The 14,295-nt window shown below is 36.6% G+C and carries 10 protein-coding genes, 1 tRNA gene and 1 pseudogene; 7 read left to right on the top strand and 5 right to left on the bottom strand.

Translation table 11 applies throughout. The features are described 5' to 3' along the window. Nucleotides 1-29: 29 nt before the first annotated feature. Nucleotides 30-1,418, bottom strand: coding sequence for a dipeptidase (locus AACZ92_RS08325; protein WP_339699645.1), 1,389 nt, complete (start codon nucleotides 1,416-1,418; stop codon nucleotides 30-32). A 127-nt stretch (nucleotides 1,419-1,545) separates the two neighbouring features. Here AACZ92_RS08325 and AACZ92_RS08320 point away from each other — a divergent pair. Continuing rightward, nucleotides 1,546-1,627 (top strand) — tRNA-Leu (locus tag AACZ92_RS08320). A 588-nt stretch (nucleotides 1,628-2,215) separates the two neighbouring features. On the opposite strand, the gene AACZ92_RS08315 is transcribed toward AACZ92_RS08320, so the two are convergent. Then, on the bottom strand, nucleotides 2,216-3,247 hold the full coding sequence (locus AACZ92_RS08315; protein ID WP_339699642.1) for an endonuclease/exonuclease/phosphatase family protein: 1,032 nt from the start codon (nucleotides 3,245-3,247) through the stop codon (nucleotides 2,216-2,218). A 133-nt stretch (nucleotides 3,248-3,380) separates the two neighbouring features. Between AACZ92_RS08315 and AACZ92_RS08310 the strand changes: the two genes are divergently transcribed. The 6 genes from AACZ92_RS08310 to AACZ92_RS08285 all read left to right on the top strand — a co-directional run bounded on the left by AACZ92_RS08310 (nucleotide 3,381) and on the right by AACZ92_RS08285 (nucleotide 12,242). After that, the gene (locus tag AACZ92_RS08310) at nucleotides 3,381-4,862 is read left to right on the top strand and encodes a T9SS type A sorting domain-containing protein (protein ID WP_339699639.1); all 1,482 of its coding nucleotides are present in this window, start codon (nucleotides 3,381-3,383) and stop codon (nucleotides 4,860-4,862) included. A gap of 158 nt (nucleotides 4,863-5,020) precedes the next feature. Next, nucleotides 5,021-6,454 carry an aminotransferase class V-fold PLP-dependent enzyme gene (locus tag AACZ92_RS08305; protein ID WP_339699732.1) on the top strand — a complete coding sequence of 478 codons (1,434 nt, stop codon included), beginning with the start codon at nucleotides 5,021-5,023 and terminating at the stop codon, nucleotides 6,452-6,454. A 264-nt stretch (nucleotides 6,455-6,718) separates the two neighbouring features. Then, on the top strand, nucleotides 6,719-9,628 hold the full coding sequence (locus AACZ92_RS08300) for a S8 family serine peptidase (RefSeq protein WP_339699636.1): 2,910 nt from the start codon (nucleotides 6,719-6,721) through the stop codon (nucleotides 9,626-9,628). 13 nt (nucleotides 9,629-9,641) lie between these two features. Further along, on the top strand, nucleotides 9,642-10,418 hold the full coding sequence (locus AACZ92_RS08295) for a T9SS type A sorting domain-containing protein (RefSeq protein WP_339699633.1): 777 nt from the start codon (nucleotides 9,642-9,644) through the stop codon (nucleotides 10,416-10,418). 65 nt (nucleotides 10,419-10,483) lie between these two features. Further along, the gene (locus tag AACZ92_RS08290) at nucleotides 10,484-11,710 is read left to right on the top strand and encodes an NAD(P)/FAD-dependent oxidoreductase (RefSeq protein WP_339699630.1); all 1,227 of its coding nucleotides are present in this window, start codon (nucleotides 10,484-10,486) and stop codon (nucleotides 11,708-11,710) included. Nucleotide 11,711: 1 nt separating this feature from the next. Beyond that, complete coding sequence (locus AACZ92_RS08285) at nucleotides 11,712-12,242, top strand: DUF1697 domain-containing protein (protein WP_339699627.1); 531 nt, start codon at nucleotides 11,712-11,714, stop codon at nucleotides 12,240-12,242. Nucleotides 12,243-12,247: 5 nt separating this feature from the next. Here the strand turns inward: AACZ92_RS08285 and AACZ92_RS08280 are convergent, their stop codons facing one another. The 3 genes and pseudogenes from AACZ92_RS08280 to AACZ92_RS08270 all read right to left on the bottom strand — a co-directional run. Continuing rightward, the gene (locus tag AACZ92_RS08280) at nucleotides 12,248-13,027 is read right to left on the bottom strand and encodes a heme ABC transporter ATP-binding protein (RefSeq protein WP_339699624.1); all 780 of its coding nucleotides are present in this window, start codon (nucleotides 13,025-13,027) and stop codon (nucleotides 12,248-12,250) included. 3 nt (nucleotides 13,028-13,030) lie between these two features. Then, entirely contained in the window at nucleotides 13,031-14,065 is a 1,035-nt protein-coding gene (locus AACZ92_RS08275) for an iron ABC transporter permease (protein WP_339699621.1), read from the bottom strand. Next, nucleotides 14,046-14,295: pseudogene (locus AACZ92_RS08270) on the bottom strand (ABC transporter substrate-binding protein); the annotation flags it as partial. The gene AACZ92_RS08275 and the pseudogene AACZ92_RS08270, both read right to left, overlap by 20 nt.

Genomic DNA, 14,295 nt, shown 5'->3' with positions numbered 1-14,295 from the left:
GCAATTTTAGTGTTTATATAATTAATTTTTTATTTACTCATTTCAGTAAAATAACGATAAAACTGCGGAATCGTTTCAATTCCTTTTAGGTAATTCCATATCCCAAAATGCTCGTTAGGGGAATGAATAGCATCGGTGTCTAGACCAAAGCCCATTAAAATGGTTTTGCTTTGCAATTCCTTTTCAAACAACGCGACAATCGGGATACTTCCGCCACTTCGCTGTGGGATTGGTGTCTTGCCAAATGTTTCTTCATACGCTTTTGATGCCGCTTGATATCCAGTATTATCAATTGGTGTTACGTAAGCTTGTCCACCGTGATGTGGCTTCACCTCTACTGTCACGGCTTTTGGGGCAATACTTTCAAAATGATCTTTAAATAATTGACTTATTTTCTTCCAATCTTGATTAGGTACCAATCGCATACTAATTTTAGCGTACGCTTTACTTGCAATTACTGTTTTGGCACCTTCACCAGTGTACCCTCCCCAAATACCATTGACATCTAGAGTTGGCCGTATTGAATTTCGTTCGTTAGTTGTATATCCAGCTTCACCGTAAACATCACCAATACCAATAGCTTTTTTATACGCTTCTTTATTGAAAGGCGCTTCTCCCATTTTAGCGCGTTCTTCTGCTGAAAGATCTTCTACATCATCATAAAAACCAGGAATGGTGATATGGTTATTTTCATCTTGAAGCGAGGCAATCATTTTCGCTAAAATATTAATTGGGTTTGCTACCGCTCCACCGTACAACCCACTGTGTAAATCACGGTTAGGCCCTGTAACTTCAACCTCAACATAACTAAGACCTCGCAATCCTGTTGTAATTGATGGGGTATCGGGTGCTATCATTCCGGTGTCGCTAATTAAGATAACATCGTTCGCTAATTTTTCTCTATTTCGAGTAATAAACCACTCCAAGCTAGCACTACCAACTTCTTCTTCGCCTTCAATCATAAATTTTACATTGCATGGAAGTTGATTGGTTTCGGTCATATATTCCAACGCCTTCACGTGCATATACATTTGTCCTTTATCGTCACAAGCACCGCGAGCAAAGATAGCTCCGTCAGGATGAATGTCAGTTTTCTGAATTACAGGATCAAACGGCGGACTGTTCCATAAATCCATCGGGTCTGGTGGTTGCACGTCGTAATGACCGTATACTAAAACAGTAGGAAGTTTTTTATCAATTATTTTTTCACCAAAAACAATGGGATACCCTGGAGTTTCACAAATTTCAACGGTATCACACCCTGCTTTTTTAAGGCTGTCTTTTACTGCTTCTGCGGTATTGAACACATCGTCTTTATAAGCTGAATCTGCACTAATACTTGGTATTTTAAGCAGTTCGATTAATTCGTCTATAAAACGTTCTTTGTGTTCTTCAATATATGGTTTTGCACTTTTCATAGTAATTTTTTTAACTGAAAAGCTAAAGGTACCAAAAACAAAATTTTATCTGAAAAATTTGTTTGCCAATTATGAACTTTATGTATATTTGCACTCCTTTTGAAACAAAAAGGTGAAATATTGAAATGCGGGCGTGGTGGAATTGGTAGACACGCTAGACTTAGGATCTAGTGCCGCAAGGTGTGAGAGTTCGAGTCTCTCCGCCCGCACATTAAGGCAAGCTCAATGCAAGCCAACAAAAAAGCTAACTTTAACGAGTTAGCTTTTTTTTATTTACCCCATTTAGTTTCTTATTTTTTCTCGGTCACGCTATGTTTAAAAATCTATGGATAGCACTCACTGTTATTATAAAGTAACTTCACAATCTGAGAGCCCCACAGAAAATTACTTCAGAATACGGAAAACCCTTAAAAAAATGGAAACGCGATTACTTTTGGTTTTCACGTTAATAAAGGATTTAAACCTACTATTATAGTATATATATTTAAAAAAGCAGAAAACATTCCATATTGAGGAAACCCGTAAAATTTATCTAAAATTTCCCAGTACGTTTGAAAAATAAATGGTTTTCACCACTTTCCATAAAACTGGGGAGTTAAAAAAGTGGTTTTAAAAACCCTTATGGTTTTTCTATAAGGGTTTTAATTTTTTAAAGTTTAATGATCATTTTACAGTTTACCACACCCTAAAAAGTTTCCTAGAAATTATATGCTTATTGACGCTCCTAGCAAAGACCCCCATATAAGTTAAGAAATAGGTGAAGTTAGACTTATAATCTAATTCTTTTTGTAATTTGACTATTTACCCTCCTCAATTTTTTCTTCTACTTCTTTTTTTTCATCACCATTCAATTCACCTTTTGTTTCGGTTTTTCTTCTTTTTTTATGATGTATTTCATAATACATTGCAAAATGGTCGCTTCCGAAGTTCTTGGTTCGCACCATGGTTTTTACAAACAGATCTTTGGTATGAAACAAATGATCTAAGGGAAACCGCATAAGCCAGTAATCTGCATGATAAGTTGGAAAAAAACCTCGACCAATACGCGGATCAATCATTGCAGTCATTTTTTTAAACAACCGAGTAGTTCGGCTCCAAACTACATCGTTCATATCTCCACAAACTACGACTGGTTTATCCAGTTTACGCAGTTTTTTGCCTACAATCATCAACTCCGCATCCCGCTCTTTTGACGTTTCATTTTCAGTAGGGCTTGGTGGTGCTGGATGCAAACAAGCAAAGAAAATAGTTTGGTTTTCAGAAAGTGGATATTCAAAAAATATAGAGGGCACCCCTTCTTCCACATGATAATTTATTTCAACATTTATCAAATCAGTTTTGGAGTATAGATGCATTCCGTAATAATTGTCCAATGGTATTTTAACTGTATACGGATATACCTTTTCTATTTCAGAAAGACCTTCCTCCCACTTTATATCACTTTCCATAGTAAGCACCAAGTCGGGGTTGTACTGTTTTATTTCGGTTTTAAGTAAATCATATTGAGTATTATCTTGCAATACATTACCTGCAAGTATAGAAACACAGCCGTCACTAGCAAAATCAGGTTTATTTCTTGGGTATAAAGGGCTATATGGAAATACTTTCACTACTTGATAAATAATGGATCCAAGGAGTGCAGCAAGCAAAATCCAACTGAAAAGCGTAAAAGAATTTTCAAAAATTAAAAACAAAGCAAGAAGTACAACCTGTATTGTCAGGGATTGCAAACGAATAAAATCGGGAGTTCTAAAAAACCAATGTGGATTTTCAGTAGCTGGAAAAAAAGGACTTATAATAAAAATAATAATTACCACATATAGAATCATACTATAAAAGTAGCATTTTAAAAATCTGTTTCTCTAAAAAATTAGGTGAATTTATAGGGTTTGAGTACAAAGTAATTTTTTCATTGAACGCTTATATGTATTTTTGAGAAAAATAAATAACTCCTTAATTATTATGAAAAAAATTACAATTACAATTTTACTTACCCTTTTTACAGTTGGCTCAATTTTGGCGCAAGTTACTTATACAACGCCTAATGATGGGGGAACATACACATTGGATGATATTGCCACGCTAAGCCCCAGTACGGTTACCGTTTCTGGAACAGATTACACCCTTTTGGAAAATCTTGAAATCTCTGAAAATGATACTTTTTTAATTGACCAAGATTTAACACTTTCTATAGATATTGATTTATTAATCACTGTATTTGGTGCTTTCAATATTACAGCAGATGCAGCCACAATTACTGCAATTGATACTGCTAATCCATATGAAGGTTTCCGTTTTGAAGAATTCTCAAGTATTGACCTTCAAAATACAACTATCGAATATGGAGGTGGTCTTAGAGTATTGACTGAAGACTTCAGCATCGATAATTGTACCTTGACCAATAATGTAGAAGGTGGAGCAGCTAGCGGCGGTGTTATTTCGTTATTTAGAGGAACCCCGCAAATTACCAATAACACGATTACTTTCAATGCACTTCCAGCCGTAAGCTCTGGTGCAAATAGTGGTGTTTCACCAAATATTTCAAATAATTATTTAGAAGGCAACAACCAATCTAATTCTAACCGACCACAGATTAATTTAGGTATCACAAACTCTAGCGATACTTTGAGAATTATCCAAAATACAATAATTGGTGATAGAAGCCTCGACATGGTAGGTGGAATCGCCGTTGCCAATTTTTTTGGTGGAGCTGGAAACATCTTGGCACGTATTGATGACAACACTATTGTTGACAACCGCTACGGAATGAACATTGTCGGGACTAACTCCTTTGCTTACGTAACGAATAATATCATTGAAGACAATGACACTCAAGGTTTACCAAATTCTGGAGGTAGCGGAATTTCGTTAAACAGCTCATCTGCGGGAATGGAGGTTATCGCTTCTGGCAATGAATTTAGACGAAACCTTTGGGGCATAACCGTTATTGGAGAAGCTTCCATTAACTTAGGTGATGATGAAGATAACCCAGGTGAAAACGTTTTTTCCGAAAACGGAAATGGTGGCGAAATCTATGCTTTGTATAACAATACCGCTAACACATTACAAGCTAAGAATAACTGCTGGATTGAAGGACAAGAAAGTGACGAACAACAAGTAGAAGATGTGATTTTTCACGTTGTAGACGATTCTACTTTAGGTGAAGTGATTTTCAACCCGTTCTTGTGTGCAGTTTTAAGCATTGAAGATAACACAATCGAAAGCTTCAGTTTTTACCCAAACCCAACAAACAATCAAATTAATTTTAACAACCGTTTTTCTTTTACCGAATTAAATATATACAACGTAAACGGAAAATTGGTTTCTAAAAAATCGCTTATCGAAGGAGAAAACACTGTACAAACTAATTTGCCTTCAGGCGTATATTTTGCTCGTTTCAGCAATGAAAGCGCTTCAACCGTACAAAAATTAGTGATTAAATAGTAATTCACTTTATTATTTTGAAAAAACACGCTGATTGATTTTCAGCGTGTTTTTTTGTTTAAAGCTATCTTTCTATTGCTAAAACCTTAATTTTGCAGCTTCAAGTCCTTAAAAAGGGAAATTTTAAAAAAACTAGTAAAGAACAAACAAAAGTGAAACTGGATAAAAACGCAAAATTAGAGCTGAATAAAGCCGAAATGAAAAAATATGGCTACGAAGTAGTTGATGCCATAATCGATCATTTTGATACGCAAAATGACAAAGATCCAGTGGCTTTAGCTTCTCGAAAAGAGATGGACAGTCTATTTCTTGAAAAAGCTCCAGAAAACCCTGAAGATGCTCATAAAGTATTAGACTTTGTATTGGAAAATGTGATGACAAAAAGTAACATTGTTTCGCATCCAAAATCCTTTTCCTTCGTTCCGGGTCCTAGTAATTACATTAGTGCTATGGCTGACACCTTGGCCACTGGTTTCAATATATTTTCTGGCGGTTGGGCGGCTTCGCCAGCAGCAGCAGAACTTGAGATTGTAACCCTAAACTGGCTCTTGAAAATTTTCGGCTTCCCCGAAAAAAAAGGCGGTGGTATTTTTACCAGTGGTGGTTCTATGGCTAACTTAACGGCAATAGTCACCGCAAGACGAATTAAATGCGGAGATGATTTTTCTAGAGCTGTTATTTATTTGTCAGATCAAGCACATTCTTCTAACATTAAAGCCATTCGAATTTTAGGCTTTAAAAAAGAGCAAATACGCATTATCCCTACTGATATTGAGTTTAAATTATCATTAAACAAACTCCGTAATGCCATTGCAAAAGACCGCTTAGAAGGCTTGCAACCTTTTTGTATGGTCGCTACAGCTGGGACTACAAACACAGGAACCGTAGATCCACTTTCTGAACTTTCAAAAATCTGTAAAAAAGAAAAAATATGGTTTCATATTGATGGGGCTTACGGCGGAGCGGCCATTCTTGCTAAAAATGGCAAAAAACTACTTAAAGGCATTGAAAAAGCCGATTCTTTAACCGTAGACCCACATAAATGGTTTTTCCAACCCTATGAAATGGGTTGTCTATTGGTTAGAAACAGTAAATGGCTTAAAAATACCTTTACCGAAACACCAGAATACCTTCGGGATGTTGAAGGAAATGAAAGTGAGATCAATTTTTATGATCATGGGGTACAATTAACGCGTCGCTTTAGAGCACTGAAATTTTACATGTCTATTAAAACATTCGGTTTAAAAGCTTTTAGAGATGCCATTACTTATAATATTAAATTGGCCGAAAATGTAGAAGATTTACTTCGGAAAAGTTCAAATTGGGAAATTATTTCGCCTGCAACATTAGCGGTCATAAACTTTCGCTACAACCCGATTGGAAACAAACTTTCTGAAAAAGAACTTGATGAATTGAACCAATACATTTCAGAAAAAGTAGTGGGTTCCCGCGAAGCATTATTGGTCACCACCGTATTGAACGGTCAAACCGTTTTAAGAATGTGTCTTATTAATCCTCGAACCACGCTTGAAGATGTAAAAGAGACTATTTTGCTTTGTAATGAATTTGCTAAAGAAAAATATTCCAATTGATACATGCTGACAGTTTATTTATTGTTTTTAAGCTGAATAATTTCCTTTTTCAATGAAGCAATTAATTTAACTTATTCTTTTAGGCAGCAATTACAATTCTTACTTTATATTCAAAAAAATCATAATTTTAAGAAAAATACAGTAAATATTAATCTTTTTTTGTAAATTTACTTATAATATCGTAAATACTTTATTTTCTCCCCCCTCATAAAGCATTGAATTAATAATAACCAAACCATTATTAATTTCTAAACACCAACCATTATGAGAAAACTAGTTTTAAGTATTGTTTTATTGTTCCCGTTTGTGTACATTTTTTCACAAAGCCTTGATTATTATTATGTTGAATTTGAAGAAGGTGATGTGCCACAAAATGTCCAGACAACAGTAAATACTGATCAAACATTGACCTTTTCTATGCAAAATACTGCACTTGCTTCTGCTTTAAATGTAAAACCTATTTATAGTTTTGAAAAGGCTTTCCCAAAATCTTTAAACCCAAGACTTCTAAGAGTTTACCTTATTACAACACAAGATAACTTTTCTATATCTTCACTTGCAAATAGAGCAGAAATTGATCGTTTGGTTTTAATAGATGATTTTGAGGAGAATCTCTTAACTAATCAAAATAACAACTTTAGCATTTTACCAAATGACTATGATGATGTTATTACAGGAGGAAGAAATACTGCTTTAGATTTGATTAGAGCACCACTCGCATGGACTATAACAACAGGAGACCCTAATATAAACATAGGAGTAGTAGATGGAAAAGTAGATATGTCTCATGAGGACATACAGGGGTCAGTAGTGGAAAATATTACTTTAGGTAATCTCAATGGTCATCATGGAACAGGAATTGTTGGGTTAATCAATGCAAATACAGGTAATGGAAAAGGAATCTCCAGTATTGCTTCTGGAACTAAAGTTGTTTTTATTGGTACTAATGGAGGAAGCCACCAACTAATCAATGGACTTACAGAAATAATTGATTTAAAAAATTCTACTGACCCAAATTTGTCTTATCCAAACCTGAAAATTGTCAATTGCAGCTTTGCTTTATATGAAGGCCACTTTAATATACCTTATTTAGATGAAGTTATGTATGGTGATAATGGAATTGTTGACAATGACATTTTACTTATTGTGTCCGCTGGTAATCAATCAACTGATACTTACACATATCCAGCTGCATACGATGAAACAATTGGAGTTACTACCGTAGGAGAACGTGTAGCTCCTACCTATTATCATAACATTTTAGATCCGGATGGAAATCTATTCTGGGTAAGATCGTGGAAAGATGTACACGAGTTTCGTCCTGACACACAGAATACTTCAAGCCATGTGCATAATGACAAAATTAATGTAACTGCACCTGGACAACTTTTAGTAGGACCAACAAGTAATTATAGTGAATTTCCAACAGGATACAGTTTAAAAGTTGCAACTTCCCCTGCATCTCCATTTGTATCTGGTTTAGCTGGATTGATACTTTCTGATAATCCAAATTTAGCTGCATCAAAAGTTAAACAAATAATTGAAAACACCACAGACGACATCTATCAAATCCCTTATAACCAACCTTATATTGGGCAATTGGGCACTGGTAGAATAAACGCCTACCGTGCCGTATTGACTGCCAAATGTATGGCAGACCCCAATTATGAGCCCAATCTTGACCTAATGATACGCAACTCTAAGGTGGATTATGGTTATGAACCAGACAACAATACCCAACAAGTGTTTTGGAACAGTCAAGATATTTGGGTACGGCATAACTCTGGTGAAAGCTATATTGATGTGCACGAAAACCCCGAATATAGCCCGGTCATTCCCAATTATGTGAATGTAAGGGTCACCAACCGTAGTTGTATAACTTCTTCAGGCAATGAAGAATTAAAACTCTATTGGTCCAAAGCGAATACAGCTTTAAGCTGGCCAGATCCGTGGGACGGCTCCGAAACGGTTGGCAATAACATCCCTTTAGGTGGAGAAGTAGGCACTTTAAACATCCCTCCTCTTGAACCTGGGCAAGAAGCTGTTTTAGAGTTTGAATGGTTGATCCCCAACCCCCAAGATTATGTTAACTTGAACCCCAACCCTTGGCATTTTTGCCTCTTAGCACGCATTGATACACCAAACGACCCTATGACCGATGAAGATACAGGAGTGGTAGTTACACATAACGTGAAAAACAATAACAATATTGGTTGGAAAAACACCACAGTAGTTGATGTAATTCCCAATCCCAATGCATATAGTTGGGGAGGTGTCGTGGCTGTAAGCAATCCTTTTTCTCAATCAAAAAATTTCAGTTTAGAACTCGTGGCAGATAGCACTAATACTCCTAATGAATTTGGGGAAAGGCTCTTTGAAGAAGCCGAAATAGGCATTGAAATGGACAATGTACTTTTTGATGCTTGGGAACGAGGCAATAAAACTGGAACAAATTTTATAACCACATTTAACCCTAAAAAAGTAATTGCTACGGATACCGTAACACTTATTGACAATATTCAATTTTTGCCAAACGAGTTGGGGACTGTAAATATTACCTTTAATTTTTTGACCAAAAAACTTTCAAACAAAAGAAGTTACATGTATCACTTGATACAGAGAGATTTATCAAACGGTGAAATTATTGGTGGGGAAACCTATGAAATAAGAAAGAAACCTCGACCCGCCTTTTCTGCAGATGCAGGTAGTGATGAAGAAATAAATAGGAGTGAAAGTGTTACCCTACAGGCTCCAGAAATCAATGAAGACGCTGTCTATAACTGGTACGATGTAGAGGGTAACTTAATTCATACCGGAAATACCTTTATGGTCTCACCAGAGTTTACCCAACAATATAAGCTGGAAGTAATATCAAATCTCGATGGTTTAAAAGACTATGATGAACTGGAAGTAGTCGTTAATCCATATAGGATTGAAAGTTTAACGCCCAACCCTACTACTTCACAAGTTACGGTAAATTATATGGCGACCGATGCCAGCTCTGCTTATGTAATGGTGGTAAATCAAAACACCAGTGATACAAGCAATTATATTATAGACACAGAAGGTAATTCGCACACCATAAACCTCAATGGTTTTGCCGCTGGGTTGTATTCCATTATTTTGGTCTGTGACGGCGAAGTACAAGGTTCCAAAAACCTATTAAAACAATAAAAAACTTACTATTATGAAAACATTTGTAAACCTAAAATTGTTACTAGGCTTTGTATTTATTTTTAATCTACAGGCTATGGTCACAAATCCACAATCAAGCATGCTTTACGCTCAAGACCCCGACCTTTTTGAACATACTTGGTATCTAGAGAAAGTGAATGTGGGTGGTGAAGAATATTTGTTAGCAGACTATTACACGGCCGAAACACCAATTACAGAATTTAACAATCAAAACCCTTCAATGCATAGTTCCCTATGTGAGTTTATGTGTTTTTGGGCCACTTGTTCCTTTGACACAGAAGAAAACATCATGAACTTATCGGAATATGAGACCTGTGTACTTACCGGAGAGTGTACCGCAGAAAGCCCGGAACTTTACACCTATAGAGATCTATATTTTTCTATATTCTATACCCCTCAAACAAGTGTTATCAACAATCCCTTTACCTACACCATAGAACCTATTGACAACTATCAACAGCTTACCATAACAAATGGCGAAGGTGATTGGGCAGTATATAACAGTGTGTTTTTGTCCACCACAGATTTTAATGACACAAGTTTTAGTATCTACCCCAACCCCACAAAAGAAAACCTAAACATAAACAACCCCTTAAACCAAACAGCGACAGTAACCATCTATGATGTAAGTGGTAAAAAGCTACAAAGTCACATTCTTAAAAACAGCCTATCAACTATAAATACAAAAGCATTACGTGCAGGTCTATATTTTGTGATTTTTGAAAATGAAGCTGGAAAGCGGGTAAGTAAAAGGTTTATTAAAAAATAGGTTTTATAAAGCGGTATCCTTCCTATTTCTTACTTTTATGGGTTTGAACACCAAACCATCTTTGAATGCCTATTAATTGTGACATCCTAATCACCGGCGGCGGAGCTGCCGGCTTTTTTACTGCAATCAATGCTGCGGAAAACAATCCGAAGTTAAAAATAATCATCCTCGAACGCGGTAAGGAAGTATTGACCAAAGTAAAAGTTTCCGGCGGCGGGCGCTGTAATGTAACCCACGCCGAATTTTTACCTAAAGAACTTACCCAGAACTACCCAAGAGGTGAAAAAGAGCTGTTAGGTCCTTTTCATAGCTTTATGACAGGTGACACGATTGAGTGGTTTTCAAAACGCGGTATAGAGCTGAAAATTGAAGAAGACGGCCGGATGTTCCCAATAACGGATAGCTCACAAACCATTATAGATTGTTTTGTTTCTGAAACCGAACGGTTGGGGGTTGACGTTTTAAAAAGTCAGTCTGTAAAAACCATTAAAAAGGAAGATGAATTTTGGAAAATAAAAACCGCTTCTGAAGAATTTTCAGCAGAAAAACTGGTCATTGCAACTGGAAGTAACCCTAAAATTTGGAAGCTGTTAGAAGGGTTAGAGCATACTATAATCCCACCTGTTCCCTCTTTATTTACGTTTAACATTGATGATAAACGAATAAAAGATCTACCTGGTCTTAGCACCGAAGCTTCGGTAAAAGTTTTAAATGAAAACAGAAAAACAATACTTGAAAGCGAAGGTCCGCTACTCATTACCCATTGGGGCATGAGCGGTCCCGCTATTTTAAAATTATCAGCTTGGGGGGCTAGATTACTTGAACCTACCAAATATCATTTTAACATTCAGGTTAATTGGTTGTTAGACTTTTCTTCTTCTGAAATAATTGAACAATTAAAAAACCTTAAAATTGAGCTTGCAAAAAAGTTAGTTATAAAAAACGCTCAATTTGACCTTCCCAAGCGGTTATGGAGAAGTTTGGTTGAAGCTTCAAATATTTCTGAAACTACAACTTGGGCAGATATTTCAAAAGAACAAATAGTGGCTTTGGCATCTCAACTTACCGAAGGGATTTTTGATGTCCATGGAAAAAGCACCTTTAAAGAAGAGTTTGTCACTGCCGGAGGTGTTAAACTGAAAGAAGTAGATTTTAAAACCTTTGAAAGCAAAAAACATAAAACCCTCTATTTTGCAGGCGAAGTACTAAATATTGATGCCATTACTGGCGGCTTTAACTTTCAAAATGCTTGGACTGGAGGATATTTAGTAGCGCAATCTATCGCGAAATAATATGGAAAAACATATAGCTTTACTAAGAGGCATCAACGTCGGTGGGCATAAGAAATTTCCGAAAGTAGAACAGCTTGCCATATTAAATGAGTTAGGCCTTATAAACCCAAAAGTATACCTACACACGGGTAACTGGATTTTTGAAACTTCGGAAACAAAAGAAAATCTAACACTAAAAATTTCCAAAGCAATAACCGAAAAATACGGTTGGGAAGTTCCGGTGTTGGTTAAAACACCTTCAGAAATTGAAAGAATTTTACAAAACTGTCCTTTTTCTGAAAAAAAGAAAGCAAAAAGCTATTTTGTAATTCTTTCAGAAAAACCTAACTACAACTTACTTAAAGAAGTAAGCCCAATACAATATCCCAACGAAGAAATTATTATAATAGATAATTGTATCTACTTTTATGCTTCTAAGGGATACGGGCGCACCAAATTTAATATGAATACTTTTGAAAAGAAACTAAACGTAAAGGCTACCTCCCGAAATTATAACACAATTACAAAAATAATTGCATTGGCTTCCACGTAACTATTTTATTCAAAAAACAAATACATACTTTCCTTTTCGTTGTGAATTATCGGCTCTAAACGATACGCCGTTTTAATGTGCTGCTTCGTCAAAACCTCTGCTTTAGGACCTGCTGCCAATAACTTTCCGTGATCAAGCAAGACAATATGATCTGCAAATTTAGCGGCTAAATTAAGGTCGTGTACCACGCCTACTATCACAATATCTTTTTGTTTCAATAATTCAGTTAATTTGTGCATAAAATGAAATTGGTAATGCACATCCAGAAAGGTAAGCGGCTCGTCTAACACTAAATAACGTCCTGTATTATTTTCAGGCGGATACCATATTTGCGCCACAACACGAGCAAAATGGACGCGTTGTTTTTCACCACCACTCAACGTCATATAATCTCGGTTGGCCATATCCCAAACATCAAAAAATCGCATAGCTTCTTCACAAGCAGTTTCGTCTTTTTGAGTAGGTTTAACCGAAAAGTGCGGGTATCGCCCCATCATTACCACTTCAGAAACTTGCAATGGGAAGGCCAATTCAATATTCTGGGACAATACCGCACGCATTTTTGCTAATTGGGCTACGGTCATTTCGGTTAAATTTTTATTTCCATACTGCACCGATCCGTTTTTAGCTTTTATTTGATTACAAATTACTTTTACCAAAGTTGATTTTCCTGCTCCGTTTGGGCCAATGATCAAGTTTAGATTTCCAGGTTTAAAAGTGACCGAAATATCGTCAAGGATTACTTTATCCCCAATTTTGTATGTTATGTTTTGCGTTTGGATCATTTTTTAGAAGAAATAATTTTTCTTTTGCAACAGGATTATAAAAATGGGAACGCCTACTACGGAGGTTACAATCCCAATAGGAAGTTCGGCTGGACGTAATAGCATTCGGGACAATAAATCGGCCAGACATAATAATACACCTCCTAAGACTGCACTATTCAAAATAAGAAAGCGATTGTCCGAACCTTTTAATATCCGTAACAAATGCGGCACAATAAGTCCTACAAAACTGATTACGCCCACAAAAGCGGTTGCAACGGCTACCATAACCACGTTGATGAGTAATATTTTCCATTTTAGGCTATTAAGATTGACTCCTATAAACTGCGCTTCTTCTTCACCAATCATTAAAGCGTTTAGGTGCTTTGCGTACCGTAATGAAAATAACAGGCAGGTGATGGTAGAAATTCCCACGATGATAACCGATGGCCAATTGGCACCGGAAAGGGTTCCCAGGTTCCAGAAAATAATGGAGCGTGCTTGTGGATCACGAGCAATGTAGGATAAAAAACCAACGCCACTTAAAAATAAAGCGTTAATGGCAATCCCCACCAACAATAAGGTGACGACGGAGCTTTTACCCGTTTGTTTGGATTGCGACAGGAAAAACACCAAAGCTGTAGAACATATGGCTCCCAAACAAGCGGCCAATGGTAAGGTATATTCCCCAACACTAAAATCGAACGTGGCTCCCAAAGCAAAATACAATGCCGCTCCAAAAGCTGCGCCGCAAGACGTTCCAACCAATCCTGGCTCTACAATAGGGTTTCGAAACAGTGCCTGTAACAAAGCGCCTCCAACTGCAAGGCTTGCTCCCACAAAAATACAGAGGATGGCTCGTGGCAAGCGTATTTCCATAAAAATCCGTTCGGTAAGATTTAACCCTTCTTTTCCCGAAGTCATTTTTTGAAATGCCGATAACATATCGTCCAAAGTAATCGACACGGCTCCATACCGAATGGAAAATAGTACGATAACAAGTAGCACAATGCTCAGTAGTGGAAAAACACCTATATATCTACTGCTGGTTTTTTTCATCTTGGTGGATCAATCCTTGAAGTTTTAATACATTTTCACCGGTTCGTGGTCCTAGATACACCATATCATGTTCTTCCACTCGATAAATCTTTTTGTTTTTAAAAGCTCGTGTAGTAGAAACGCCAGGAAGATCTGCTATGCCATCCATAGAGCCTAATTTATCATAGCCATAATCGGTAAGAAGTATGACATCGGGATCTGATTTTGCGACTATTTCGGGAAAAGAAGGG

Source organism: uncultured Marixanthomonas sp. (assembly GCF_963974425.1).
Lineage (GTDB): Bacteria > Bacteroidota > Bacteroidia > Flavobacteriales > Flavobacteriaceae > Marixanthomonas.
Note: the sequence above shows the minus strand (reverse complement) of the source record. Positions and strands in the feature narration are given on the sequence as shown.

Bases quoted from the DNA above. Each gene is read 5' to 3' on its own strand.
- AACZ92_RS08325 (WP_339699645.1), bottom strand. From the start codon at position 1,418: ATGAAAAGTGCAAAACCATATATTGAAGAACACAAAGAACGTTTTATA.
- AACZ92_RS08315 (WP_339699642.1), bottom strand. From the start codon at position 3,247: ATGATTCTATATGTGGTAATTATTATTTTTATTATAAGTCCTTTTTTT.
- AACZ92_RS08310 (WP_339699639.1), top strand. From the start codon at position 3,381: ATGAAAAAAATTACAATTACAATTTTACTTACCCTTTTTACAGTTGGC.
- AACZ92_RS08300 (WP_339699636.1), top strand. From the start codon at position 6,719: ATGAGAAAACTAGTTTTAAGTATTGTTTTATTGTTCCCGTTTGTGTAC.
- AACZ92_RS08295 (WP_339699633.1), top strand. From the start codon at position 9,642: ATGAAAACATTTGTAAACCTAAAATTGTTACTAGGCTTTGTATTTATT.
- AACZ92_RS08290 (WP_339699630.1), top strand. From the start codon at position 10,484: ATGCCTATTAATTGTGACATCCTAATCACCGGCGGCGGAGCTGCCGGC.
- AACZ92_RS08285 (WP_339699627.1), top strand. From the start codon at position 11,712: ATGGAAAAACATATAGCTTTACTAAGAGGCATCAACGTCGGTGGGCAT.
- AACZ92_RS08280 (WP_339699624.1), bottom strand. From the start codon at position 13,027: ATGATCCAAACGCAAAACATAACATACAAAATTGGGGATAAAGTAATC.
- AACZ92_RS08275 (WP_339699621.1), bottom strand. From the start codon at position 14,065: ATGAAAAAAACCAGCAGTAGATATATAGGTGTTTTTCCACTACTGAGC.